Origin of the sequence: Amycolatopsis sp. WAC 04182, assembly GCF_003947465.1 — a bacterium.
GTDB lineage: Bacteria > Actinomycetota > Actinomycetes > Mycobacteriales > Pseudonocardiaceae > Amycolatopsis.
Window position 1 is genome coordinate 40,826 of record NZ_QHJJ01000005.1, and the last position, 21,080, is coordinate 61,905.

The following is a 21,080-nucleotide window of genomic DNA, read 5'->3' on the forward strand; positions in this document are numbered from 1 at the left end:
GAAGATCCGGTGACGGGTTCGACCAGGGGGAAATTCGTGATCAAGCGCTTGTGCGCCGTCGTGCTGCTGACCGTGGGCCTGGTGGCCTGCTCACCGCCGAACCTGGGCCACGTCGTCCCGCGGGCGGCCGCGCCGGAAGGGCTGACCGCACCTTCGCCGACCCCCACGACCACCCCGAGGCCTGGCCCGCAGCCGGAGGAGAAGCATTCGGGCAAGGGGAACGCGTCGGTCCCCATGGCTTGGCCGACGCGCCTCGGCTTCGTGACCTTCGACTGCCCGAAGTGTTCCGGCCACGTCGCGGTCAACACCGAGAACGAGCTGATCGTCAACGACATCGGCCCGTACAAGGGCACGCAGTGGATCAACGACATGCCCGGCCGTCAGGCGAAGACGTTCACCATCAAGGCCAACGCCGCCTGGACGCTGACCATCACCGACGAAAGCGGCCTGCCCGTCCTGGAGCCGGGCAAGCCCTTGACGGGCAAGAGCGAAGCGGTGTTCGCCGTGCCCGACGGCGTCACGTCGGTCGCCGTCGCCACCAAGAAGAGCGGCCGCACCGCGGTATGGGTGCACAGCGGCGACTACTCGGAACTTCCCGTGAACCAGCTCGGCGACTACACCGGCAGCGTGCCCGTGTCCGGCCCGGCCTTCGTGTCCGTGGAAGGCGACGGGACCTGGACGGTCACCGCGTCGTAGGCATGACGAAGGCCACCTTCCGCGGAAGGTGGCCTTGTCGGCGCCGTGCTCAGCGGTAGTTCGTGAACTGCAGCGCGATCTCGAAGTCCTTGCCCTTCAGCAAGGCGATCACGTCCTGCAGCTGGTCCTTCTTCTTGCCGGACACCCGCAGCTGGTCGCCCTGGATCTGCGCCTGGACCCCCTTGGGGCCCTCGTCGCGGATGAACTTGGCGATCTGCTTCGCCTTGTCCGACGCGATCCCCTGCAGGATCTTGCCGCCGATCTTGTAGATCTTGCCGGACAGCGCCGGCTCGTCCGCCTCGAAGGCCTTCAGGGAGATGCCGCGCTTGATCAGCTTCTCCTTGAACACCTCGACCGCCGCCAGCGCCCGTTCCTCGGTCTCGGACTCGATCACGATCGCCTCCTCACCGGACCAGTCGATCTTGGTCCCGGTGCCCCGGAAGTCGAACCGTGTGCCGAGCTCCTTGCCGGCCTGGTTCAGGGCGTTGTCCACCTCCTGGCGATCGACCTTGCTCACCACGTCGAAAGAGGGATCCGCCACGTGTTCTCACACCTCGTACTCGCTTGTCAGGAGCTTCCACCCTAGCCCTGCGGAACCCGGTTGACCGGCCCGCCACGGCATTGGGTATTCTTTCGTCTCGGCCGGGGACACCCGGCCACGGCGAGTTGCCCGAGCGGCCAAAGGGATCTGACTGTAAATCAGACGGCACAGCCTTCGGGGGTTCGAATCCCTCACTCGCCACACCGGAGCGGCCCCGTGACCCAGTCACGGGGCCGCTCCTTTGTGGTGCGCGAGACACCTTTGGTTAGTGGTTAGTAACCAGTAACTTAGGGGTTATGGCACGGATGAGCGGACCCGAACGACGCGCCCAGGTGCTGGCCATCGCCGCGGAGGAGTTCGCGGAGCACGGGCTGCACGGGGCGTCGACGGAAGCGATCGCGAAGACGGCGGGGATCACGCAGGCGTACGTCTTCCGGATGTTCGGGACGAAGAAGGCCCTGTTCCTGGAGCTCGTCCAGGCCGCTTTCGAGCGGCTCAGTGACGCGATGCGAGACGCGGGCGAGGGGGAGACCGGCCTCGGCGCGCTGTCGGCGATGGGTGCCCAGTACTTCGACCTGCTGGCCGATCGGACCGGGTTGTTGTTGCAGCTTCAGGGCTTCGCCGCGTGCGGTGACCCGGAGGTTCGTGACGTCGTGCGGTCGTGTTTCGCGCGGATGTGGGACACGGCCGAGAACGGCACCGGGCTCGACCCGGTGACCGTGAAGACGTTCCTCGCCTTCGGGATGCTGCTGAACGCCGGCGCCGCGATGGACGTCGAACAGGTCGACGCGGTCTGGGCCGAGGGGGTTCGCACCCGGATCCGGCCGGGGCTGTTCACGCACGTCACCACCGAGACGAATCGATGACCACCCGCACGGACGTCTCGAGCGGACGGCTGAGCACCGCACTGGTGTGCACGGCGTTGGCGGGAGCCGTGATCGGCAGCGTCGGGGCGCCGCTGATCACCCCGGTCGCCACCGGACTGCACGTATCCCTCGACGCGGCGCAGTGGACGTTGACGGTGACGTTGTTCAGCGGCGCGATCGCGGGCCCGGTCCTGGGCAGGCTCGGCGGCGGCCCGTGCCGCCGCACCACGATCCTGGTCACCCTGGCCCTGGTCATGGCCGGCGGATTGCTGACGGTGCTCCCGCTTCCGTACGCGGCGCTGGTGATCGGACGCGGCTTGCAAGGGCTCGGGGTCGCGGCCGGGGCGCTGTTGATGAGCGTCGCCCGCGCGCACCTGCCGCCCGAGCGCTCGACCTCGACGATCGCCGCGCTGTCGGTCGCGTCGACCGTCGGCATCGGGGTCGGCTACCCGGTGGTCAGCCTCCTCGACCAGCTCGCGGGGCTGCGCGTCGCGTACGGATTCGGCTTCCTCCTTTCGGCTGTCGCATTCCTCATCGCCTGGCGGATGCTGCCTGCCGAAGCGCCCGGCGCGCCGCCTCGGATCGATGTCCCCGGCGCGCTGCTCCTCGCTCTCGGCACGCTCGGAGTCCTCCTGCTCATCGCCGTGCCCTCGCTGTGGGCGACGGCGTGGCAAGCCGGGAGTCTCCTCGCCGGTACCGCCGCGGTCCTGGCCGTGTGGGCGTTCATCGAACTGCGCACGACCGAGCCGTTGGTGGATCTTCGGCTGCTCGGCCGAGCCTCCGTCCTCCGCGCGAACCTGGCGATTCTCGTGGCCGGGGCGGGTTTGTACCTGCTGTTCAGTCTCTTCACCCGCTACGTGCAGACGCCCGCGGACGCCCACTACGGATTCGCGCTCCCCGGTGTCGCCGCGGGCGCGGCGCTGATCCCGTTCTCACTGCTCGGATTCGTTGCGGGTAAAGCGATTCCGCGCGTCACCGAACGGTGGGCGTACTTGGCCTCGACCGTGATCGCCGTGGCCAGTGCGGTGTTGTTCGCCGTCGGCAGTCAGTCGTTCGTTTTCGTCCTCGCCGCGATCGCCCTGCTCGGTTTCGCCGTCGGCGGCATCTTCGCGGTGATGCCCAAACTCGTGCTCGTCGGTGTTCCACAAGGGGAAACGGCCAGTGTGCTCTCGATCAACCAGATCGCCCGCAGCATCGGCATGGCCGTGGGCAGCGCCCTCGCCGGGTTGCTGCTCGCCGCCGCCACTCCGGACGGCGCGCTGCTCCCCACCAGGAACGGTTATCTCACGACGGCTCTGTGGGCACTGCCGTTGCTCGTCGTCAGCGCGGTCATCATCACCACGGATTGGCGCGCTCCCACACGGACACGTGCTGGGTGCTCTCGGCGGTGAGTTCCGAACGGTCCCAGTCCGCCCAGCGGTACTTGAGGCGCATCCCGGCGATGCGCGCCATGAGGTCCATTTCGGCGGGCCAGGCGTACCGGAAGGGGATGCGGCGGAACCGTCCCTGTCCCTCCGGTGACACCGTGACGTGATTCGAAGTGAACTCCTGCCTGACGACGTCGTACTGGTCGAACCCGACGTAGCCGGGCGCCATCGCGAACGGGACGATGTCCTGCCCGGGCGGCAAACGACGCAGTTCCGGCAGGCCGACCTCGACGAGGAACAGCCCGCCCGGCTGCAGGTGCGCGGCCGCGTTGCGGAAGACGTCGACCTGACCGTCCTGGGTGGTCACGTTGCCGATCGTGTTGAACACCAGGTAGACGAGCGAGAATTCCCCCGGCACCCGGGTTTTCGTCATGTCGCCGATCGTGACGTCGACCGCGCCGCCACCCGGCTTGCCCGCGACCCGGTCCGCCATCGCCCGGCTCAGTTCGATTCCGCTCACCGGCACGCCGCGTGCCGCCAGCGGGATCGCGATCCGTCCGGTCCCGACGGCGAACTCGAGCACCGGACCGTCGGCCAAGTCTTCGAGGACGTCCACCGCGGGCGTCACCACTTCGGGCGCATTCGCGCCGCCAGGCGCGTCATAGCCCGCGGCCACACTTTCGGGGAACCAGCCGTCCGCCGGGTCGTCTCCCGTATCCGTGTCACTGATCACGATCGCCGACGTTACGCCCGCGACCGTGCGGTGTTCATCCCGTTTTCGGGATGTCAGCGCGATAACGCAGCAGCACGATCCCCGACGCGAACGTCCGCTCCTCCGCCAGGCGAAGCTTCGGAACGCCGGTGGCGCCCTCGAACAGCCGGCGGCCTTCGCCGACCACGACGGGATAGACGAACAGCCGGTACTCGTCGACGAGGCCCTCGGCGATGAGCGCCCGCACCAGCGAGATGCTGCCGGTCGTCACGATGTCCTTGCCTTCGGTGGCCTTCAGCTTCTCGATCTCCGAACGCAGCCCGCCGGAGAGCACCGTCGTGTTCTGCCACTCCGGCTCTGTCAGCGTGCTCGAAACCACGTACTTGTCCACTGAGTCGAGGTAGGCCGAAATACCCGTCGTGTCCTCGGTTTGCTTCGGCCAGTACCCGCGCATGTCTTCGAAGGTGACGCGTCCGAGGAGGAGCGCGCCGGCGTTCTCACGTTGTTCTTCGAGCACGGCCAGGACGTCCGACCGGTCCACGTCCAGATCCGTGTCACCCGGGCTGAATCAGTCGCCCGCCAGTTCGATCACGCCGTCGATCGTGCAGTTCTCGGTGACGATCAGCTCCCGCATGGACCAGACCGTACCGCCGCCCTCCGACAAGAACGGCGCGCGATCACAGCTCGCCGTGAACCGCCCGCCTCGACGGATACCACGTCTCGCCCGCGGTTTCGCCCGCCATGTTCCAGCTCCACGACACCTTCGGCGTCACTCGCGCGTAGATGCCCGGGCCGACCACTCCCACTCGTTCGATCGGGTCGTCGGCGTCGCCGTAGACGCGGATACCGCGGGCGATGAACGGGTCGAAGGAGACCGTGTCGTCGATGACCAGGGCGACTTTGCGCCGCCCCGCACGGATGTTGCGGAACTTCCGGGTCGCGAGGACCGACGCGCCCACTCCGCCGACCCAGAAATGCGTGCCGTCGAATTCGAACGCCAGCGGGACGACGTCAGGCTGTTCGCCGTCCTCCGACAGGGTCGCGAAGCGGGCTAGAGGCTGCGAACGCAGGTACGCGATCTCCTCGTCTGTGAAGGTCATGCCGCCATCATCCGCTCAAGCTGTGAGAATCCGGGCGCGGTTGAGGACCAGCATGTCGGTGACGAAGCAGACCGGCGTGCCGTCGGCCGCCCGGCCGATCCAGGTCGGATAGCTGCCGTCGCCCCAGCCGGTGGTGAACGCGATGATGTTGCCGTCGGCTCCGTCCGGGGTGACGTCGACATGCGGGTCCACCTCCTCGAACTTCTCCAGGAGCTCGTCGTCCATTTCCTTGGGGACGGCGGCAGCGTCGGCGAAGCAGCCTGTGCCGCTGTCCACGCCGTAGCCGTAGAACTCCCCGTCCCCGAGGAAGAGCGCGTTCTGCCCGGGCCAGAGCGCGGTTTCCCAGGTGGCGACGGGAATATCGGCGATGACGAGTTTGGCGGCCGCGACCCGTTCGTGGGCCGGTTCGTCGACGAACCGGATCACGGAGACTTCGACCCCGTAGTCCCCGGGCGGCACGGTGACCGTGAAGTGCTCCGCGTCCGCGTCCAGGAACGCCGGGTCCGCCGCGACGAGCCTGCCGCTGGGCATGCGGAGCTTCCCTGTGTCCCGGAGCTCGACCTCGACGAGGCCGTGGTCGCCGCTCAGCGAGAAGCGCGTGCCCGCGGTGAACATCTCGTCCATGCCGGAAGGGCGCAGCGGAACGGACGGCCGCCAGGGGCGTTCGTCGACGGGAAGCGGCGGTTCGGCGTCGGGCGCATCCGGGGTCCGGAGGGTCAGCGACCCCGAATTCGCGAGGGGTTCCCAGTCACCGAAGGCGGGCTTCGGCATGGTCAGCTCCGACACCTGCTTGCTCACCTGACCGCTGCTGGAGCCGCCGCCGTAACCCTGGGGCGCCTGATGCATCCAGCCCTTGCCATCCGGGCCGAAGGACATCTCCAGATGGCCGGCGCTCTTCTTGTCGAACTCCTCCTGGTCGTCGAACCGGTAGGTCCACTGCTCGACCTTCATGAGGAACAGCGCGCCGTCCTCCAGTACCCGGAACTCGAAGAAACCCCGGCGTCTGCCCAGTTCGTCGAACTGCACCGTGCGGGCGAAGCAGTGCTTCCACGCGAGTTCGAGCAGCACCAGCGGAATCTCGGTGCCAGGGCGCACCAGGGCGACGGCGTACTGCTCTCCGTCGGTGTCGCGCCGGCGCGCGGTGCCGGACGAGAGCCTCCCGGTCACCGCGCGGGCGGCCGGATCCCAGCCTTCGCAATAGACGACGTCCAGCAAGGTCCCCTCAGACATGAGGCGGAACCTAGCGGGAACCACCGACAAAACCCAGGGCTATTCACGAATCGCGTAGTCGCCGAACGCCGGTTCCAGCAACTCGAAGGCCCGTTGTGTCGCCTTCGTCAGCGCTTCGGCGATCTCGTCGTTGCTTTCGCCGGCGTGCGAGCGCTGGAGGACCTCGCGGAACAGGACGCGGTCGATCGCGTTGAGCTCGGCGGCAGCCATGATCGGAGTGACATCGTCCGCCTCCGCTCCGGTCTCGCTCGCGAGCAGTTCCGCGAGCGCCGCTTCCCGCAGTTCGTGCAGTTCACGCAGCCGTGCGGTCAGGGTCGGGCTCTCCAGCACCATTTTCGCGAAGACCGGCCCGGTGAAGCCGATCACCGGCGAGTGCTCGGCCACCGCGTCCAGGAAGGTGCGCCGTAGCGCGGCCAGCGCCGACTCACCCGGCTTCCGGTGCCGGACGGCGTTCGCCAGCCCGTTCGTGAACTCCTCGTGCTGGTCGAGCGCCAGGTCCTCCTTGCGCGCGAAGTAGTTCGTGACGGTCTTCTTCGCGACTCTCGCCGCCGCGGCGATCTCGGCGATCGTCGTCTCCTCGAAGCCCTTCTCGATGAAGAGCAGCGTCGCCTGGTCGGAGATCAGCTGCCGTGTCTCCTGCTTCTTGAGCTCCCGCAAACCCACATCCGTGCTGGTCATGAACGAAGTTTACCACCGTCGTAAAAATATCCTTGACTTACCGTGCGTCGGATGTAAACTTACGTCCGTACTACCGACCAGTGAGAGAAGAGGCTCCTTGACCGCTCGAATCCCCCAAGGCAACGAAGGCACCAACCGCGCCCAGGCCCGCCGGAACGACCGCCGTCACCAGCAGCCGTTCCCGGGCCGCTCGATGCCGGTGCGCCGCTCGATCGGCGTCCCGCGCCGCCGGTCGTACTGACCGGCCGGCTTCTCCGAAACCCACCGCCGACCCGAAGGGGATAGCCCATGAACGTCCTTGCCTCCACCGTCTCGCTGACCGTCGACGACGTCGCCGCGTCCAGCCGCTTCTTCACCGAGCACTTCGGCTTCACCGAGCAGATGGCCGCGGAGGGTTTCGTCTCTCTCGGGCACGAAACCGCGAAGATGACCATCGTCCTGCTTCAGGCGGGAATCGAGGTCCTGCCGGAGAACCTGCGGCAGCAGCGCGCGTCCGGGGTGATCGTGGCCTTCACGGTCGAAAACCTCGAAGCCGAGGAGAAGCGCCTGCGCGGCGAAGGTGTCGAGATCACGTTGCCGCTGCGGGAAGAACCGTGGGGAGAGCGCCTCCTGATGGTCACCGACCCGAACGGTGTGCCCGTGGAACTCGTGGAATGGGTGCAGCAGTAAGGAAAAAACAAAGCGGGGCTTGGTCCACAGTGGACCAAGCCCCGCTTTTCCGTGTCCGGGCTACTTCATCGTGGCGAGCTGGATCAGGTTGCCGCAGGTGTCGTCGAAGACGGCGGTGACCACGGGACCCATGTCGACGGCGTCCTGCGTGAACTCGACGCCCAGGCCCTTGAGACGGTCGACCTCGGCGTACACGTCGTCGACGGCGAACTGGGTGAACGGGATGCCGTCGTCCGTGAGTGCCTTCTTGAACGGCTTCGCCGCGGGGTGGCCGTCCGGCTCCAGCAGCAGCTCGACACCGTCGGGGTCGGCGGAGGAGACCACGGTGAGCCAGCGGGCGTCACCGGTGGGCACGTCGTGTTTCTTGATGAACCCCAGCTTTTCGGTGTAGAACTCCAGCGCCTTGGCCTGGTCGTCGACGAAGACGCTGGTGATGGTGATCCGGATCACGGGTTCGGTTCCTCTCGGTCGATGGGCCACCGCTCGACGATCGACCGCAACGGGCTCGTGTCGATGTGGTGGAACTTGTAGCGGCCCTGTCGTCGGGTGTGCACCAGGCCCGCCTGTTCGAGCATCGCGAGATGCTGCGAGATGGCCTGCCGTGACGAGGCGAGGCCGTGTTTCATGGTCAGCCTGCCGCAGATCTCGAACAGGGTCTGACCGTCCTTTTCGGTCAGCTCGTCCAGGATGGTGCGCCGCGTCGCGTCGCCGATCGCCTTGAACAGGTCGCCGTCCACGACTCCGTTATAGGCAAGCCGTCACTTGCCTGTCAACTCGGGGTCAGGAACCGAGGTACCGCAGGATCGCGAGGACGCGGCGGCTGTACCCGGCGGTGCTGGCCAGTCCGAGCTTGTCGAAGATGGCGTTCACGTGCTTCTCGACGGCGCTCAGCGACACGAAGAGCGACTCGGCGATCCCGGAGTTCGTGTGGCCCTGCGCCATTTTCTCCAGCACCTCACGCTCCCGGACGGTCAGTTTCGCGAGCGGATCGGTATGCGTGGTCCGCGCGAGCAGCCGCCGGACGACCTCCGGATCGAACGCCGCCCCGCCCCCGGCGACGCGGTCGAGCGCCTCCAGGAATTCGCCCACTTGGGCGACCCGGTCCTTCAGGAGATAGCCGACGCGCTCACCGTCGCCGGTGATCAACTCGGCGGCGTAGCGCTTCTCGACGTACTGCGAGAGCACCAGCACCCCGATCTCCGGCCAGCGCTTCCGGATCTCGAGCGCCGCGCGGAGCCCTTCGTCGGTATGAGTCGGCGGCATGCGGACGTCGGTGACGATCACGTCCGGCCGATAGGCGGCGGTCGTCGAGAGGAGCGCGTCGCCGTCGCCGACCGACGCCACGACCTCGTGCCCCTCTTCGACCAGCAGCCGGACCAGCCCCTCGCGCAGCAGGGTCGAGTCCTCGGCGAGGATCACCCGCACGGCAGCACCGCCGTCACCACGGTCGGGCCGCCGAGCGGACTGTCCACAGTGAACTCCCCGTCCGCGGCCGCGACGCGCCGTGCGAGTCCGGACAGGCCGCCGCCGGACTCCCGTGCCCCGCCCGTGCCGTCGTCGGTGATCCGCACTCGCACCCTGTCCCCGTCCCGCTCGGCCTCGATGTCGATCCGCGTCGCCGCGGCGTGCTTGATCGTATTGGTGACAGCTTCGGACGCGACGAAGTAGACGACGGTCTCGATGGCCGCCGGTGGCCTTTCCGGCAGGTCGACCCGCAGATGGACCGGTATCCCCGAGCGTTCCGCGAGCGCTTCAAGCGCGGGGTGCAGCCCGTCCGCGTCCAGTGCGATCGGATAGACCCGCCACGAGACCTCGCGCAGGTCGACCAGGGCACGCTGGGATTCCTCGTGTGCCTGCCGCAGCAGATCCGACGCGTGCTCCGGGTCGGTGGCCCGCCGCGCCCGGCCGAGCAGCATCCCGAGCGCGACTAGCCGCTGCTGGACGCCGTCGTGCAGGTCCCGTTCGATGCGGCGGCGCTCGCCGTTGACCGCCTCGACCACCTCGGCCCGGCTGGTCGCGAGTTCGGAGACCCGGCGGCGCAACTGTTCCTTCTTGCTGGGCCCGAAAAAGTGCCTTGCCAGCTTGCCGTCCAGCGTCGCGGCTCCGAGAAGTCCTTGCAAGGCAAGGAAAACAAGCAGTGCGCCGACGAGGCTGGTGGTGACCGGGTCGTACCAGTCGGCAGGCGCTCCCCCGCCGGGGGACTGACCTGCGAGGAGCTGAGCGGCGATGATCAGGCCGGATCCGGTGCCCAGTGCGATCATGAGGAAGATCGCGGCGCAGAGCAGTCCGATGACGCACCGCGGGACGAGGTAGGCCATCGCGCGACGGCCGGTGTAATCCGTGGCGTTCTCTTCGCCGAAGTACTTCTCCAGCCGCCGCCGTTCCATTTCGGACAGTACGCGCGCACCGGCGAAGACGGGCCGCCGCAGCGCGGGGACCGTGAGCGCGAGGCCGCCGAAGAGCACGTAGAAGAACTCCGCGACCGAGGTCATGGCGCCGATCGCCAGGCCGAGGGTGCCGCGGAGTGCTTTGCGCAGGTAGCGGCGCATCGCTGCCGGAAAAGGCATAGCGCCAGGCTAGCGGGGTATCCGGAGGTCGGTATTGCGGTTTTCCTCAGTGATCTGTGCCGCTTCACCCCAGGGTGCGGAACCCGGGTGATTCGTACGTTCGTTGGCAACTGCAGACGACCACGAAAGGCCGCCATGAACCTCCTGCTCGCCCAAACCGCCAGCGAACCGATGGGAGGACTCGCCGGCTGGGCGGTGTCACTGATGGACGCGCTGGGCGGTCCGGGCGCCGCGATCATCGTCGGCCTGGACAACCTGTTCCCGCCGATCCCCAGCGAACTGGTGCTCCCGCTCGCCGGGTTCTCCGCGAGCCAGGGCACGTTCACCCTGGTGGAAGCGCTGGTGTGGACGACCTTCGGTTCGGTCGCGGGCGCGATCATCGTGTACTACCTCGGCCTCCTGCTCGGCCGAGACCGCACTCGCCGCTGGATGGCGAAGATCCCGCTGGTCAAGACGTCCGACTTCGACAAAACAGAGGCCTGGTTCCAGAAACACGGCACCAAGGCGGTGTTCTTCGGCAGGATGGTGCCGATCTTCCGCAGCCTCATCTCGTTGCCCGCCGGGATCGAGCGCATGCCGTTCTGGCGGTTCCTGGCCCTGACCACGCTGGGCAGCCTGATCTGGAACACGGTGTTCGTGCTGGCGGGCTACGGCCTCGGGGAGAGCTGGCACGTGGTCGAGGAGTACGCCGGGTTCTTCCAGTACTTCGTGATCGCCGCCGTCGGGGTCGCGCTGATCCTCTTCGTGGTGAACCGCCTGCGCGAGAAGAACCGCACCAACGCCTGAGCCGGTGCGGGCGCCCCTTGCCGGGCGCCCGCACCGGGTCTCAGGAACGGAAGGGGCCGGTCACCTCGTAGGTGATCCCGCCGGAGGACGAACCGGAGGTACCGCGTTGCGACGAGAAGTACAGCCGGTTCCCCGCCGGGGTGAACGCGGGGCCGCAGATCTCCGACGAGCTCTGGCCGTTGATCCGCAGGAACGGCGCCACGATGTCGTTCGGCGTGATGATGCAGATCTCCATGTTGCCGCCGTCTTCGGCGACGAACAGATCACCCGAGGAGGTGCCGGTGACGTTGTCGACGCCGGTCAGCGGCGCCGACCCGGGGCTGACCAGCGAGTCGTCGTAGGCCAGCTCGTAGGTGTTGTTCGTCAGGTTGAGCTGCCAGACGCGGTTGTCGCCCTTGGTGGTGAACCACGCGGTGTCGTTGGCGTAGTGCAGGCCTTCGCCGCCGGAGAACCGTTTCGCGCCGGACACCTGGTTGCGGGTGGCGGTGGGGGAGCCGTCGGGGTCGGGCACGTTCGCCCAGGTGAAGCTGCCCGAGGTCGCCGTGCCCGCCTTCAGCACCTGCAGCGTTCCGGCGGAGAGGTTGCCCCAGGTCGTCGGGACGAAGCGGTAGAAGCAGCCGTCCGAGGTGTCCTCGGTCAGGTAGACGACCTTGCGCACCGGGTCGGCCGCCGCGGCCTCGTGCTTGAACTTCCCCATCGCGGGCCGCTGGACGGCGGCCGTTGCCGGGCCGTTCGGCTGGCACTCGTAGACGAACCCGAGGTCGATCTCCTCACAGGAAAGCCAGGTGTTCCAAGGAGTCTTGCCCCCTGCGCAGTTCTGCCGCGTGTTCGCCAGGATGCGGTGTGCGCCGGTGATGTTCCCGCTCGCGTCGAATTTGACCGCGCTCGCGCCGCCGCCCGGGGTGATCTCCGAGTTCGACACGTAGATCCAGCCGCTGCCGTCGGCGAACACGGCGCCGCCGTCCGGGGCGCTGTGCCAGGTGTACCCGGTGTTCGCGACCTGCTGGCCGGACCTCGCGATGACGCGGCTGGTGAATCCCGCCGGCAGCTGGATCCCGTTCGCGTCGGCCGCCTGGAGCGCGCCGTACGGGCTGGGTCCGTTCTGGGCGGGCGCGGCGAGGGCCGCCCCCGAGAGCCTGTTTCCGAACGCCGTGACACCGGCGCCGACCACGGCCGCGCGCAGGAAATTCCGTCGCTTCACTCATGCCTCCGAGACATCCGCTGATGTGGTGGTGCGGGAAGGAGCGGGTCGGAGAGTACGGGCGGAACGGGACTTCCAGGTGAATTCGCGGCATATTCACCGCGAGAAGAGAACTTTCGTAGGGAACCCTCGCTCAGCACAATTTCCCGGGCTTTGCGGAGCCCCGGCGCGTCGGCCCCGCCGCGCTGTTCCGCGACGGCCAACGCGAGCAGTATCCGATCGATCGGCGCGCATCCGCCATTGCGGTGGTGGCGACGTCCGATCAGGTGACGCCAGTCGGCGAGATACTCGTCTATCCCCGGCTCTCCGGGCACCGCACGGAGCAGTGCGCACAGCAGGCCCCTCATCTGGTTTTCGTTGCTGGGCAAGGTGTTCCGGGCCAACATGTCGGCCAAGGTGCTGCGCGACCAGCCGGTCGCGGCGGCCAGCGCGCGGATGCTGAGGCCGCTTCGGTCGCGAAGTTCGCGCAGCCGTGCCATGAACTCCGATTCGGTGTTCATCGGGATGCCCTGGCGGGCACGGGGTGACGGAGAACGGCGCCGAACAGGGCGATGGCGATACCCGCGGCGATCGAGGCACTGGTACCGGCGAAGGTCAGCGCCGCGGTGAAACCGGTGAGAATGCTCAGACAGACGATCTGACCGGCCGAAACGCACCTGCGCCTCGGCCGCAACGGGGAAAGAATTCCTTGACTCATGACCTTGCCCTCTCAAGGATCACGCACCCCGGCTGGGTGGCACGCAATACACGTTATCAAAACGTGATAGGGAGTTTAAGGTGAGTCAATGTCCGGGTTCGTCCGGATCTCGGAAAGCCGAAAGCCCCGGATCCTGGGCAGGATCCGGGGCTCGGCCTCGCGCTGTTACGCCGCTTGGGCGACCGGAGCCGTCGCCGGGGCCAGCGCGATGTCCAGGACGTCACGGACGTTCGCCACGGCGTGGACGTCCAGCTGTGCCAGCACTTCCGCCGGCACGTCGTCCAGATCGGGCTCGTTGCGCTGCGGGATGATCACCGTCTTCATCCCGGCCCGGTGCGCGGCCAGCAGCTTCTGCTTGACCCCGCCGATCGGCAGCACACGCCCGGTCAGCGACACCTCACCGGTCATCGCGACGTCCGACTTCACGACCCGGCCCGAGAGCAGGGACGCCAGCGCGGTCGTCATCGTGATGCCGGCGCTCGGCCCGTCCTTGGGCACCGCGCCCGCGGGGACGTGCACGTGGATGCCGCGGTCCTTCAGGTCGCCGACCGGCAGTTCCAGCTCGGCGCCGCGCGAGCGCAGGTACGACAACGCGATCTGCACCGACTCCTTCATCACGTCGCCCAGCTGGCCGGTCAGCGACAGCCCGGTCGAGCCCGACTCCGGATCCGCCAGCGACGCCTCGATGTAGAGGACGTCACCGCCGGCGCCGGTCACCGCCAGCCCGGTCGCCACACCCGGGGTCGACGTGCGCTGCGTCGACGCGGGCAGTGAGGACTCCGGCAGGTGCCGCGGGCGGCCGAGGTAGGTCTCGAGCCCGTCGGCGTCGATCGTCAGCGGCAGCTCGACCTCGTCCAGCGCGACCTTGGTCGCCACCTTCCGCAGCACCTTCGCGATGGTCCGGTTCGCGTTGCGCACCCCGGCCTCCCGCGTGTACTCGGCGGCGATGCGGCTGAACGCGCCGTCGGTCAGCGTGACGTCGTCCTTGCCGAGACCGGCGCGCTCCAGCTCGCGGGGGAGCAGGTGGTCGCGGGCGATGGTGACCTTCTCGTGCTCGGTGTAGCCGTCGAGGGTGACCAGCTCCATCCGGTCCAGCAGCGGGCCGGGGATGGTCTCGAGCGCGTTCGCCGTCGCGAGGAACACGACGTCGGACAGGTCGAGCTCGACCTCGAGGTAGTGGTCGCGGAACGTGTGGTTCTGCTCCGGGTCCAGCACTTCCAGCAGCGCGGCCGTCGGGTCGCCGCGGTAGTCGGCGCCGACCTTGTCGATCTCGTCGAGCAGCACGACCGGGTTCATCGAGCCCGCTTCCTTGATGGCGCGGACGATCCGGCCGGGCAGCGCGCCGACGTAGGTGCGGCGGTGACCGCGGATCTCGGCCTCGTCGCGGATGCCGCCGAGCGCCACGCGGACGAACTTGCGGCCCATCGCCTTCGCCACGGACTCGCCGAGCGACGTCTTGCCGACCCCGGGAGGACCGGCGAGCGCCAGCACGGCGCCCGAACGCCGTCCGCCGACCGGGCCAAGGCCCGACTCCGCGCGACGCTTGCGCACGGCCAGGTACTCGATGATGCGTTCCTTCACGTCGTCGAGACCGGCGTGGTCGGCGTCGAGGATGTCGCGCGCCGCGGCGATGTCGTGGACGTCGGTGGTGCGCTCGTTCCACGGCAGTTCGAGGACGGTGTCCAGCCACGTGCGGATCCAGCCGCCCTCGGGGGACTGGTCCGACGTCCGCTCCAGTTTGTCCACTTCGGACAGTGCGGCCTTCTTGACCGCGTCCGGCAGTTCGGCGGCCTCGACGCGGGCGCGGTAGTCGTCGTCGTTGGCGGTGCCGTCGAGTTCGCCCAGCTCCTTGCGGATCGCTTCGAGCTGGCGGCGCAGCAGGAACTCCTTCTGCTGCTTCTCCATGCCCTCCTGGACGTCCTTGCGGATGGTGTCGGTGACCTCGAGCTCGGCCAGCTGCTCGCGGCTCCATTCGAGCGCTTTCTCCAGCCGCGTGGAGACGTCGAGCGTGGTCAGCAGTTCGAGCTTCTGCTCGGTCTTGAGGTAGGACGAGTTGCCCGCGAGGTCGGCGAGCGCGGACGGCTCCTCGACCTCCTGGACGGCGTCGATCATCTGCCAGCCGCCGCGCTGCTGGAGGATCGCGATGACGACGGACTTGTACTCGGACGCGAGCTTCGCGGAGTTGTCGTCGGTGGTCTCGGCGGCGACCTCGGCGTGCACCCAGCGGGCGGCGCCGGGGCCGTCGGCGATGTGGCCGACGACGGCGCGGCGGGTGCCGCGCAGCAACACCGCGGTCTTGCCGCCGGGCACGCGCCCGATGCGCTCGACGGTCGCGATGGTGCCGAGTCCGGCGTACTCGCCGTGGACGCGGGGGACGATCAGCACTTCGGCCTTCGTGGCGGCGCTGGACCGGATCCCCGGGAAGGAAGCCTGGGCAGGCGTGGTGGCCTGGGCGGACTCCACCGCGGCGCGCGTCTCCGTGTCGGCGAGGTCGAGCGGGACGATCATGCCCGGCAGCACGACGTCGTCATCGAGCGGGAGGACGGGCAGGAGGCGGGTGTCGGTCATCTGTGCACTCCTCGGTTAGTTGAGTCTGTCTAGCTCAACTCTCCGATCGACCCGTTTGTTTCCTTCTCGCGTTCGCCGTCAGCGATCACTCTCCCCTCCGACCTCTAACGCCCAACGCGTCGCGTTTAGGGGGCTAAACGCGACGCGTTGGGACCAGAGGTCGGATGTCAGGGGTGGACGGCGACCCCGCACCAGGCGAACGGCCGGGCACCTTCCTCGTCCCGCCTCAGCTCCCGCACCGGCCGCCACTCGGGCAGGTGGACGACGCCGGGCTCCAGCAGCGGCCAGTCCCCGAAGAGCGGCTCGATCTCTTCACGGTCCCGCATCCACACCGGGTTGCTCGTCTTCCGGTACTGCTCGACCATCCAGTGGAGCCCGTCGGCGTCCTCGCCCGTCTGGCCGCCGAAGCTCATATGCGACAGCCCCAGCCAGCTGCCCGGCGCCAGCGCGTTCCGGTAGGTCGCGACCAGCGCGGGCGGATCGTCGTGCGGGCCGGCGAAATGCAGGACGGCCATCATCATCAGGCACACCGGCTGGTCGAAATCGATCAGCCGCAGCGTTTCCGGATGCCGCAGGACGTCCTTCGGCCGCCTCATGTCCGCCTGGATGATCCCGGCCCAGTCGGTCGCCTCGTGCCGTTCGAGGATCAGCTCCGCGTGCGCGACCGCCACCGGCTCGTAGTCGACGTACACGACCTTCGCCGTGTCGCCCGGCTCCAGTTCCTCCTGGACGATCTCGTGCACGTTCCCGGCGGTCGGGACACCGGAGCCCAGATCGATGAACTGCCGGATCCCGGCGTTCAGCGCCGCGCGCACGACCCGGTTCATGAACTCGCGGTTGTGCCGCGCGCCCGGTTTGACCCACCGCCACTGCTTTTCCAGCGCGCGGGCGAATTCGCGGTCGACCGCCCAGTTGTGGGTCCCGCCGAGGAACCAGTCGTAGATCCTCGCCGCGGACGGCTTTTCGGTGTCGACCCCGGTCGGCGCCACCGGGGCCGCGTCCTCGTCCTTCTTCACGAAAACGAGCCTATCGGGATCAGGGCACCGCCGGTCGGCGCTGCCAGTACGTCCAGAGCGGCCGGTAGCCCTGCGCGTACCAGAACGGCGTCGAGCGCGGGTTGGCCAGCGCGTGGTGCAGCAGCACGGCGTCGGTGCCGCATTCGTCGAAGACCTGGTGCGCGTGCGCGGCGAGCGCCGTCCCCACCCCGCTCGAACGCGCCGGTTCGGCCACCGCGAGCGACGACAGGTAGCCGACCTTCTCGGCCGCGACCCGGCCGCCGATCCACCCCGTCTCGCCGGGGAACTGCACCCGGACCATGCCCAGCGGGCGGCCGTACAGTTCGGCGATCCACAACGTCGGATTTTCGCGGCCGACGTGTTTCGCCAGCTCCGCCGTGATCGTTTCCTCCGCGCCCTCGCGCAAAGTGACAGAACCGAACTGCGCGTCGTAGCGCTGCAATTCCAGTTCGAGTCCGACGGCGGTTTCGAGATCATCCGCTTCGGCGGGCCGGATGTGCACTCCGGGAGTGGCGGGCGGTCCCGTCACGGCGAGCCGGTCGGCCGGGCGGACCGCGATCACCAGCACGGGCGCGAAGCCGCGGCGCAGCAGTTCGGCCGAGCCGGGGGAGTCCCGGCTGGGCCGGACCACGGTCGCCGCGGTCTCGACATCCCCAGGTGGGGCCACGGTCTTCAGATGTTCATCCCATCGGGTGAGTAATGCGTCAAGGGCCGCTTCCGGGCGCGGTCCGGTGAGCCGCGCTTCGAGGCGATGCTCGACGAGCGCCCGCCACGGAGAGTCAACAGAATCGGGAGCCGCCTCAGTCCGTACCGACAATCCGGCGGCGGCCGAGTCGCCTGCTGTCGCGGAGAGTGACACGGAGCCCTCGACAGGCTCCAGTGCAGGCATTTCGGGGAGCAGGGCGTCCACGGTGGCGAGCCGCTCGGCATGCCCGGCGGCGATGGCGTGGCTATTCATAGGGCTATTCAAGCCCCTACTCACGGGTCCGCCGGGAACTTCACGGGATTGGCCGGGGCGTGGCGCCAGGTGACTTCCGGTAGTCGGAAGGAACGCGAATAACGCTCCCATTTCACCCCTTGGTCCACGCAGGTCAGCGCGACGCGCCCATTGTTAACCCTGGGGTGATCTCATACTGTCTCGAATGGGACTCGGGTACGCCCTCCGGGGTACTGTATTGCCCTCGTCCCCGAGGTCGCGGTAGGACAAGACCGGTTGGGCAGCCGGGAAGGAAGGTCGGATGCCGGACACGAACGGCAGGCCCGGGAGCGCCGCACAGGCGGCAGCGGGCAAGGGAGGCGCCGTTACGGAGGCTCGTACCGACGAGCGACGATTCCGCGTCTACACCTTCGCGGTCCTCACCATGGGCATCGCCGCCGCGGCCGCGGTCAGCCTCTGGCTGGACTTCGAGGCTTCGGACGACCTGTTGTGGATCGGGCCGATCCTCGCGCTCGCGTTCCTGCTCGCCGAACAGCTCGGCATCAACGTCGACGTCCGCAGCGGTATCTCGTGGACGATCTCGTTCACCGAGATCCCGCTGGTCATCGGTTTCTTCGTCGCTCCCTTCGAAGTCGTGCTCGCCGCCCATCTCGCGGCGGGCATCGGGACCTTGCTGGCCCGCAAGGTCGCGGGCCGTGTGCTCTACAACGCCGGCGCCTTCCTGCTGGAGATCACCGGCGCGTTCGCCGTGGCAGGACTGGTGAAACAGGCTTCCGGCGCCCACGACATGACCTGGATCGCCGCGCTGGCGGGCACTTTGACCGCGCCGCTGGTCAGCACGCTGCTCGCGCTCGCCGCCGTCCGCGTGCTGCGCCGCCGCATGCGGGTCAGCACCGCGATCCGGCTGACCGGCCGCATCCTCGTCGTCGGCTTCGTCAACGCTTCGGTCGGTCTTTCCGGATATTTGGTCATTTCCGGGACGCCGAAGGCCTGGCCGCTCGTGCTGGCCGTCTTCCTCGGCCTCACCGCTTTGTACTGGGCGTACTCCGACCTGCTCCGCGAGCAGCGCGACATGGAAGCGCTGTCCGACGTGAGCCTGATGGTCGCGCGGTCCGGGCAACAGGCCGCCGCGCGGCCCGCCGGACGAGCCGACGAACTCGTCGGCGGGGTCGACGTCCGCGAATGGGCGACCATCGCCGAACGCATCAAGGACCAGCTCGCCGCCGGCCGTGTCGTGCTCAGGCTGCGGCTGGAACCGAAGGACACCATGCGGATGGTCGTCGCGGGCGACGAACTGCCGCCCGTCGACCCGGCCGCCGACGACCCGCTGCTGCGCCTGCCCGGCGCGCACGTCCGGCATTTCCGGATCACCGAAGCCAATCCCGACGTCCGCTCCGCGTTGCTCGACCGCGGCGCGCAGGAGGCGCTGGTCGTCCCGTTGCGCAGCGCGAACCAGCTCCTCGGCGTCGTCGAAGCGCACGACAGGCTGTCCCGCTGGCGCGGATTCGGCAAGTACGACGTCCAGCTGCTCGGCACGATGGCCAGCCACCTCGCGACGTCGCTGGACAACCGGCGCCTGCTCGCGACCCTGCGCCACGACGCCTACCACGACCCGCTGACCGGTCTGCTCAACCGGCCGGGCTTCCGCCAGGTCGCCAAGGAACCGTTGCGGGAACAGGTCGACGCGGTCGTGCTCCGGATCGACCTCGACGTCTTCTCCACCGTCAGCGACGCACTCGGCTACGTGTGGGCCGACCGGATGGTCATCGCCGCGGGCCGCCGGATCCGCGACGCGCTCGGCCCCGACGTCCCGCTCGCCAGGCTCGAAGGCGCGTCCTTCGCGGCGCTCCTCGTCGGCTGCGCGCCGGAACGCGCCCAGGCCGCCGCGGAACTGCTGCGCGCGGAACTCGTCGCCCCGTACCCGGTCGACCGGCTCTCCGTCGAAGCCAACGCGATGATCGGCTACGCCACTTCGTCGGCGGAAGACGACGACCAGGTCGACGTCGACGGGCTCCTGCAGCGCGCCGACGTCGCCGTCCGCGCGACCAAGGGCGGCGAAGAGGTCCGCGGCTACATGGCCAGCATGGGCCAGATCTTCATGCGCCGGTTCCAGATGGTCACGCAGTTCCGGCAGTCGCTGGAAGAAGGCCAGCTGAGCGTCCACTACCAGCCGAAGATCACCTTGCCGAACCGGCAGATCCAGGGCGTCGAGGCGCTCGTGCGCTGGGTGCACCCGGAGTTCGGCAGGCTCGGCCCCGACGAGTTCGTCCCGGCGATTGAAGCGGCAGGCCTCATCGGCGTCCTGACGTCGTTCGTGCTCGAAGAGTCGTTGAAGCGTGTGCGCAAATGGCTCGACGAGGGCCTGCGCATCTCCGCCGCGGTGAACCTGTCGGTGCGGAACCTGGCCGACGAGGACTTCCCGACGAAGGTCGCGCGCGAACTCGACCGTTTCGGCATCCCGCCCGAGCTGCTCACCTTCGAGCTGACCGAGTCCGGTGTGATGTCCGACCCGCAGAAGGCGCTGCCGATCCTGCGGGAGCTGCACTCGCTCGGCATCGTGCTCGCCGTCGACGACTTCGGCACCGGCTACTCGTCGCTGGCGTACCTGCGGCAGCTCCCGGTCGACCAGGTCAAGATCGACAAGAGCTTCGTCCTCGGCATGGGCACCGACCTCGGCGACCTCGCCGTGGTGCGCTCCATCGTCGAACTGGGCCACTCGCTCGGCCTCACGGTGGTGGCGGAGGGCGTCGAGGAGGACGTCGCGCGGGATCAGCTCGAGGCGATGGGGTGTGACGTGGCACAGGGCTACCTCATCTCGCGGCCGCTGCCGGAGGACCGGCTGGAGGCGTGGCTGCAGGCCCGCACGGCACGCTCGCCGGGGCGGCACTCCGAGACCGTCCTGACCCTGCTGACCTGAGGTTTTGCGGTAAGGGGACCCCCCTGAAATCGGGGTCCCCCGAAGTTGGTAATCTTTCCAAGTCCTCGCGAGAGGCAAGGCCCCTTTAGCTCAGTCGGCAGAGCGTCTCCATGGTAAGGAGAAGGTCTACGGTTCGATTCCGTAAAGGGGCTCGCGACCTCAGCCGCGTCACGTAAGCGTGTCGCGGCCAGGTTCATGTAAGGCGGTGTAGCTCAGCTGGCAGAGCAAGCGGCTCATAATCGCTGTGTCGCCGGTTCAAGTCCGGCCACCGCTACGCGGTAATCCTGGGTATCCCAGGCCTAGTAGAGAAGGAAATGCTGTGGCTGCCACTGACGTGCGACCGAAGATCACGCTCGCGTGTGAGGAGTGCAAGCACCGCAACTACATCACCAAGAAGAACCGGCGCAACAACCCGGATCGCCTGGAGATGAAGAAGTTCTGCCCGAACTGCGGTACGCACCGGACTCACAAAGAGACCCGCTGAGCGTCTAGCGGTTCTACCTGTCTCACCCGAAGCCGTCCTGGTCACCAG

At 68.3% G+C, this 21,080-nt stretch carries 24 protein-coding genes and 3 tRNA genes; 11 read left to right on the forward strand and 16 right to left on the reverse strand.

Translation table 11 applies throughout. The features are described 5' to 3' along the window. Positions 1–36: 36 nt before the first annotated feature. Entirely contained in the window at positions 37–696 is a 660-nt protein-coding gene (locus DMH01_RS26050; protein WP_125679912.1) for a hypothetical protein, read from the forward strand. Positions 697–745: 49 nt separating this feature from the next. On the opposite strand, the gene DMH01_RS26055 is transcribed toward DMH01_RS26050, so the two are convergent. After that, positions 746–1,237 carry a YajQ family cyclic di-GMP-binding protein gene (locus DMH01_RS26055; protein ID WP_125679913.1) on the reverse strand — a complete coding sequence of 164 codons (492 nt, stop codon included), beginning with the start codon at positions 1,235–1,237 and terminating at the stop codon, positions 746–748. A 119-nt stretch (positions 1,238–1,356) separates the two neighbouring features. On the opposite strand from DMH01_RS26055, the gene DMH01_RS26060 reads away from it, so the two are divergent. The 3 genes from DMH01_RS26060 (at position 1,357) to DMH01_RS26070 (ending at position 3,494) form a co-directional block, all read left to right on the forward strand. Beyond that, positions 1,357–1,438 (forward strand) — tRNA-Tyr (locus DMH01_RS26060). A gap of 95 nt (positions 1,439–1,533) precedes the next feature. Continuing rightward, entirely contained in the window at positions 1,534–2,103 is a 570-nt protein-coding gene (locus tag DMH01_RS26065) for a TetR/AcrR family transcriptional regulator (RefSeq protein ID WP_233621668.1), read from the forward strand. After that, positions 2,100–3,494 (forward strand): MFS transporter, encoded by a 1,395-nt coding sequence (locus tag DMH01_RS26070; RefSeq protein WP_125679914.1) that lies wholly within the window; start codon positions 2,100–2,102, stop codon positions 3,492–3,494. Before DMH01_RS26065 ends, DMH01_RS26070 begins: the two co-directional genes overlap by 4 nt. Here DMH01_RS26070 and DMH01_RS26075 read toward each other — a convergent pair. The 5 genes from DMH01_RS26075 to DMH01_RS26100 all read right to left on the reverse strand — a co-directional run bounded on the left by DMH01_RS26075 (position 3,439) and on the right by DMH01_RS26100 (position 7,190). Continuing rightward, positions 3,439–4,203, reverse strand: coding sequence for a class I SAM-dependent methyltransferase (locus DMH01_RS26075; protein ID WP_125679915.1), 765 nt, complete (start codon positions 4,201–4,203; stop codon positions 3,439–3,441). The genes DMH01_RS26070 and DMH01_RS26075 overlap by 56 nt on opposite strands. Before the next feature lie 34 nt (positions 4,204–4,237). After that, positions 4,238–4,723, reverse strand: coding sequence for a dihydrofolate reductase family protein (locus DMH01_RS26080; protein WP_233621669.1), 486 nt, complete (start codon positions 4,721–4,723; stop codon positions 4,238–4,240). A gap of 136 nt (positions 4,724–4,859) precedes the next feature. Continuing rightward, a complete protein-coding gene (locus DMH01_RS26090; protein WP_125679916.1) occupies positions 4,860–5,282 on the reverse strand; it encodes a PPOX class F420-dependent oxidoreductase in 423 nt (140 codons plus the stop codon). A 15-nt stretch (positions 5,283–5,297) separates the two neighbouring features. Continuing rightward, a complete protein-coding gene (locus DMH01_RS26095) occupies positions 5,298–6,512 on the reverse strand; it encodes a DUF4241 domain-containing protein (protein ID WP_125679917.1) in 1,215 nt (404 codons plus the stop codon). 39 nt (positions 6,513–6,551) lie between these two features. After that, complete coding sequence (locus DMH01_RS26100) at positions 6,552–7,190, reverse strand: TetR/AcrR family transcriptional regulator (RefSeq protein WP_125679918.1); 639 nt, start codon at positions 7,188–7,190, stop codon at positions 6,552–6,554. Between the two features lie 97 nt (positions 7,191–7,287). On the opposite strand from DMH01_RS26100, the gene DMH01_RS42785 reads away from it, so the two are divergent. Further along, positions 7,288–7,431, forward strand: coding sequence for a hypothetical protein (locus DMH01_RS42785; protein ID WP_158633258.1), 144 nt, complete (start codon positions 7,288–7,290; stop codon positions 7,429–7,431). A 47-nt stretch (positions 7,432–7,478) separates the two neighbouring features. Beyond that, complete coding sequence (locus DMH01_RS26105) at positions 7,479–7,859, forward strand: VOC family protein (protein WP_125679919.1); 381 nt, start codon at positions 7,479–7,481, stop codon at positions 7,857–7,859. A 60-nt stretch (positions 7,860–7,919) separates the two neighbouring features. Here DMH01_RS26105 and DMH01_RS26110 read toward each other — a convergent pair whose 3' ends face one another. Genes DMH01_RS26110 through DMH01_RS26125 form a run of 4 tightly spaced genes read right to left on the reverse strand, consistent with a single transcriptional unit; the run spans position 7,920 to position 10,426 of the window. Further along, on the reverse strand, positions 7,920–8,309 hold the full coding sequence (locus DMH01_RS26110) for a VOC family protein (RefSeq protein ID WP_125679920.1): 390 nt from the start codon (positions 8,307–8,309) through the stop codon (positions 7,920–7,922). Next, a complete protein-coding gene (locus tag DMH01_RS26115; RefSeq protein ID WP_005152025.1) occupies positions 8,306–8,596 on the reverse strand; it encodes a helix-turn-helix transcriptional regulator in 291 nt (96 codons plus the stop codon). The genes DMH01_RS26110 and DMH01_RS26115 overlap by 4 nt, the downstream gene beginning before the upstream one ends. Positions 8,597–8,639: 43 nt before the next feature. Then, a complete protein-coding gene (locus DMH01_RS26120) occupies positions 8,640–9,284 on the reverse strand; it encodes a response regulator transcription factor (RefSeq protein WP_125679921.1) in 645 nt (214 codons plus the stop codon). Next, complete coding sequence (locus tag DMH01_RS26125) at positions 9,275–10,426, reverse strand: sensor histidine kinase (protein WP_233621670.1); 1,152 nt, start codon at positions 10,424–10,426, stop codon at positions 9,275–9,277. The genes DMH01_RS26120 and DMH01_RS26125 overlap by 10 nt, the downstream gene beginning before the upstream one ends. 135 nt (positions 10,427–10,561) lie before the next feature. On the opposite strand from DMH01_RS26125, the gene DMH01_RS26130 reads away from it, so the two are divergent. Further along, the gene (locus DMH01_RS26130) at positions 10,562–11,212 is read left to right on the forward strand and encodes a DedA family protein (protein ID WP_125679922.1); all 651 of its coding nucleotides are present in this window, start codon (positions 10,562–10,564) and stop codon (positions 11,210–11,212) included. Between the two features lie 40 nt (positions 11,213–11,252). On the opposite strand, the gene DMH01_RS26135 is transcribed toward DMH01_RS26130, so the two are convergent. The 6 genes from DMH01_RS26135 to DMH01_RS26160 form a co-directional block, all read right to left on the reverse strand. Next, on the reverse strand, positions 11,253–12,413 hold the full coding sequence (locus DMH01_RS26135; protein ID WP_125679923.1) for an alkaline phosphatase PhoX: 1,161 nt from the start codon (positions 12,411–12,413) through the stop codon (positions 11,253–11,255). Next, on the reverse strand, positions 12,410–12,913 hold the full coding sequence (locus tag DMH01_RS26140; protein ID WP_125679924.1) for a helix-turn-helix transcriptional regulator: 504 nt from the start codon (positions 12,911–12,913) through the stop codon (positions 12,410–12,412). The genes DMH01_RS26135 and DMH01_RS26140 overlap by 4 nt, the downstream gene beginning before the upstream one ends. Then, positions 12,910–13,110, reverse strand: coding sequence for a hypothetical protein (locus DMH01_RS26145; RefSeq protein WP_125679925.1), 201 nt, complete (start codon positions 13,108–13,110; stop codon positions 12,910–12,912). The genes DMH01_RS26140 and DMH01_RS26145 overlap by 4 nt, the downstream gene beginning before the upstream one ends. 165 nt (positions 13,111–13,275) lie before the next feature. Continuing rightward, positions 13,276–15,678 carry an endopeptidase La gene (lon, locus tag DMH01_RS26150; protein WP_125679926.1) on the reverse strand — a complete coding sequence of 801 codons (2,403 nt, stop codon included), beginning with the start codon at positions 15,676–15,678 and terminating at the stop codon, positions 13,276–13,278. A gap of 167 nt (positions 15,679–15,845) precedes the next feature. Next, a complete protein-coding gene (locus tag DMH01_RS26155) occupies positions 15,846–16,694 on the reverse strand; it encodes an SAM-dependent methyltransferase (RefSeq protein WP_125679927.1) in 849 nt (282 codons plus the stop codon). 19 nt (positions 16,695–16,713) lie between these two features. Next, positions 16,714–17,652 carry a GNAT family N-acetyltransferase gene (locus DMH01_RS26160; RefSeq protein WP_125679928.1) on the reverse strand — a complete coding sequence of 313 codons (939 nt, stop codon included), beginning with the start codon at positions 17,650–17,652 and terminating at the stop codon, positions 16,714–16,716. Positions 17,653–17,932: 280 nt separating this feature from the next. On the opposite strand from DMH01_RS26160, the gene DMH01_RS26165 reads away from it, so the two are divergent. From DMH01_RS26165 to rpmG, 4 genes are all read left to right on the forward strand, one after another. Further along, positions 17,933–20,548, forward strand: a complete 2,616-nt coding sequence (locus DMH01_RS26165) for a bifunctional diguanylate cyclase/phosphodiesterase (RefSeq protein ID WP_034304169.1) — start codon at positions 17,933–17,935, stop codon at positions 20,546–20,548. A 79-nt stretch (positions 20,549–20,627) separates the two neighbouring features. Next, a tRNA-Thr gene (locus DMH01_RS26170) sits at positions 20,628–20,700 on the forward strand. A gap of 49 nt (positions 20,701–20,749) precedes the next feature. Further along, positions 20,750–20,822: transfer RNA gene (locus DMH01_RS26175), tRNA-Met, on the forward strand. A 45-nt stretch (positions 20,823–20,867) separates the two neighbouring features. Further along, a complete protein-coding gene (rpmG, locus tag DMH01_RS26180) occupies positions 20,868–21,032 on the forward strand; it encodes a 50S ribosomal protein L33 (protein WP_005152047.1) in 165 nt (54 codons plus the stop codon). The last annotated feature ends 48 nt before the right edge of the window (positions 21,033–21,080 follow it).

What these genes read in the sequence shown, in the direction of transcription:
- lon (WP_125679926.1), bottom strand. Translation starts at nt 15,678, where the DNA reads ATGACCGACACCCGCCTCCTGCCCGTCCTCCCGCTCGATGACGACGTC.
- DMH01_RS26160 (WP_125679928.1), bottom strand. Translation starts at nt 17,652, where the DNA reads ATGAATAGCCACGCCATCGCCGCCGGGCATGCCGAGCGGCTCGCCACC.
- DMH01_RS26095 (WP_125679917.1), bottom strand. Translation starts at nt 6,512, where the DNA reads ATGTCTGAGGGGACCTTGCTGGACGTCGTCTATTGCGAAGGCTGGGAT.
- DMH01_RS26065 (WP_233621668.1), top strand. Translation starts at nt 1,534, where the DNA reads ATGGCACGGATGAGCGGACCCGAACGACGCGCCCAGGTGCTGGCCATC.
- DMH01_RS26165 (WP_034304169.1), top strand. Translation starts at nt 17,933, where the DNA reads ATGCCGGACACGAACGGCAGGCCCGGGAGCGCCGCACAGGCGGCAGCG.
- DMH01_RS26105 (WP_125679919.1), top strand. Translation starts at nt 7,479, where the DNA reads ATGAACGTCCTTGCCTCCACCGTCTCGCTGACCGTCGACGACGTCGCC.
- DMH01_RS26145 (WP_125679925.1), bottom strand. Translation starts at nt 13,110, where the DNA reads ATGAGTCAAGGAATTCTTTCCCCGTTGCGGCCGAGGCGCAGGTGCGTT.
- DMH01_RS26090 (WP_125679916.1), bottom strand. Translation starts at nt 5,282, where the DNA reads ATGACCTTCACAGACGAGGAGATCGCGTACCTGCGTTCGCAGCCTCTA.
- DMH01_RS26140 (WP_125679924.1), bottom strand. Translation starts at nt 12,913, where the DNA reads ATGAACACCGAATCGGAGTTCATGGCACGGCTGCGCGAACTTCGCGAC.
- DMH01_RS26130 (WP_125679922.1), top strand. Translation starts at nt 10,562, where the DNA reads ATGAACCTCCTGCTCGCCCAAACCGCCAGCGAACCGATGGGAGGACTC.
- DMH01_RS26125 (WP_233621670.1), bottom strand. Translation starts at nt 10,426, where the DNA reads ATGCCTTTTCCGGCAGCGATGCGCCGCTACCTGCGCAAAGCACTCCGC.
- DMH01_RS26070 (WP_125679914.1), top strand. Translation starts at nt 2,100, where the DNA reads ATGACCACCCGCACGGACGTCTCGAGCGGACGGCTGAGCACCGCACTG.
- DMH01_RS26100 (WP_125679918.1), bottom strand. Translation starts at nt 7,190, where the DNA reads ATGACCAGCACGGATGTGGGTTTGCGGGAGCTCAAGAAGCAGGAGACA.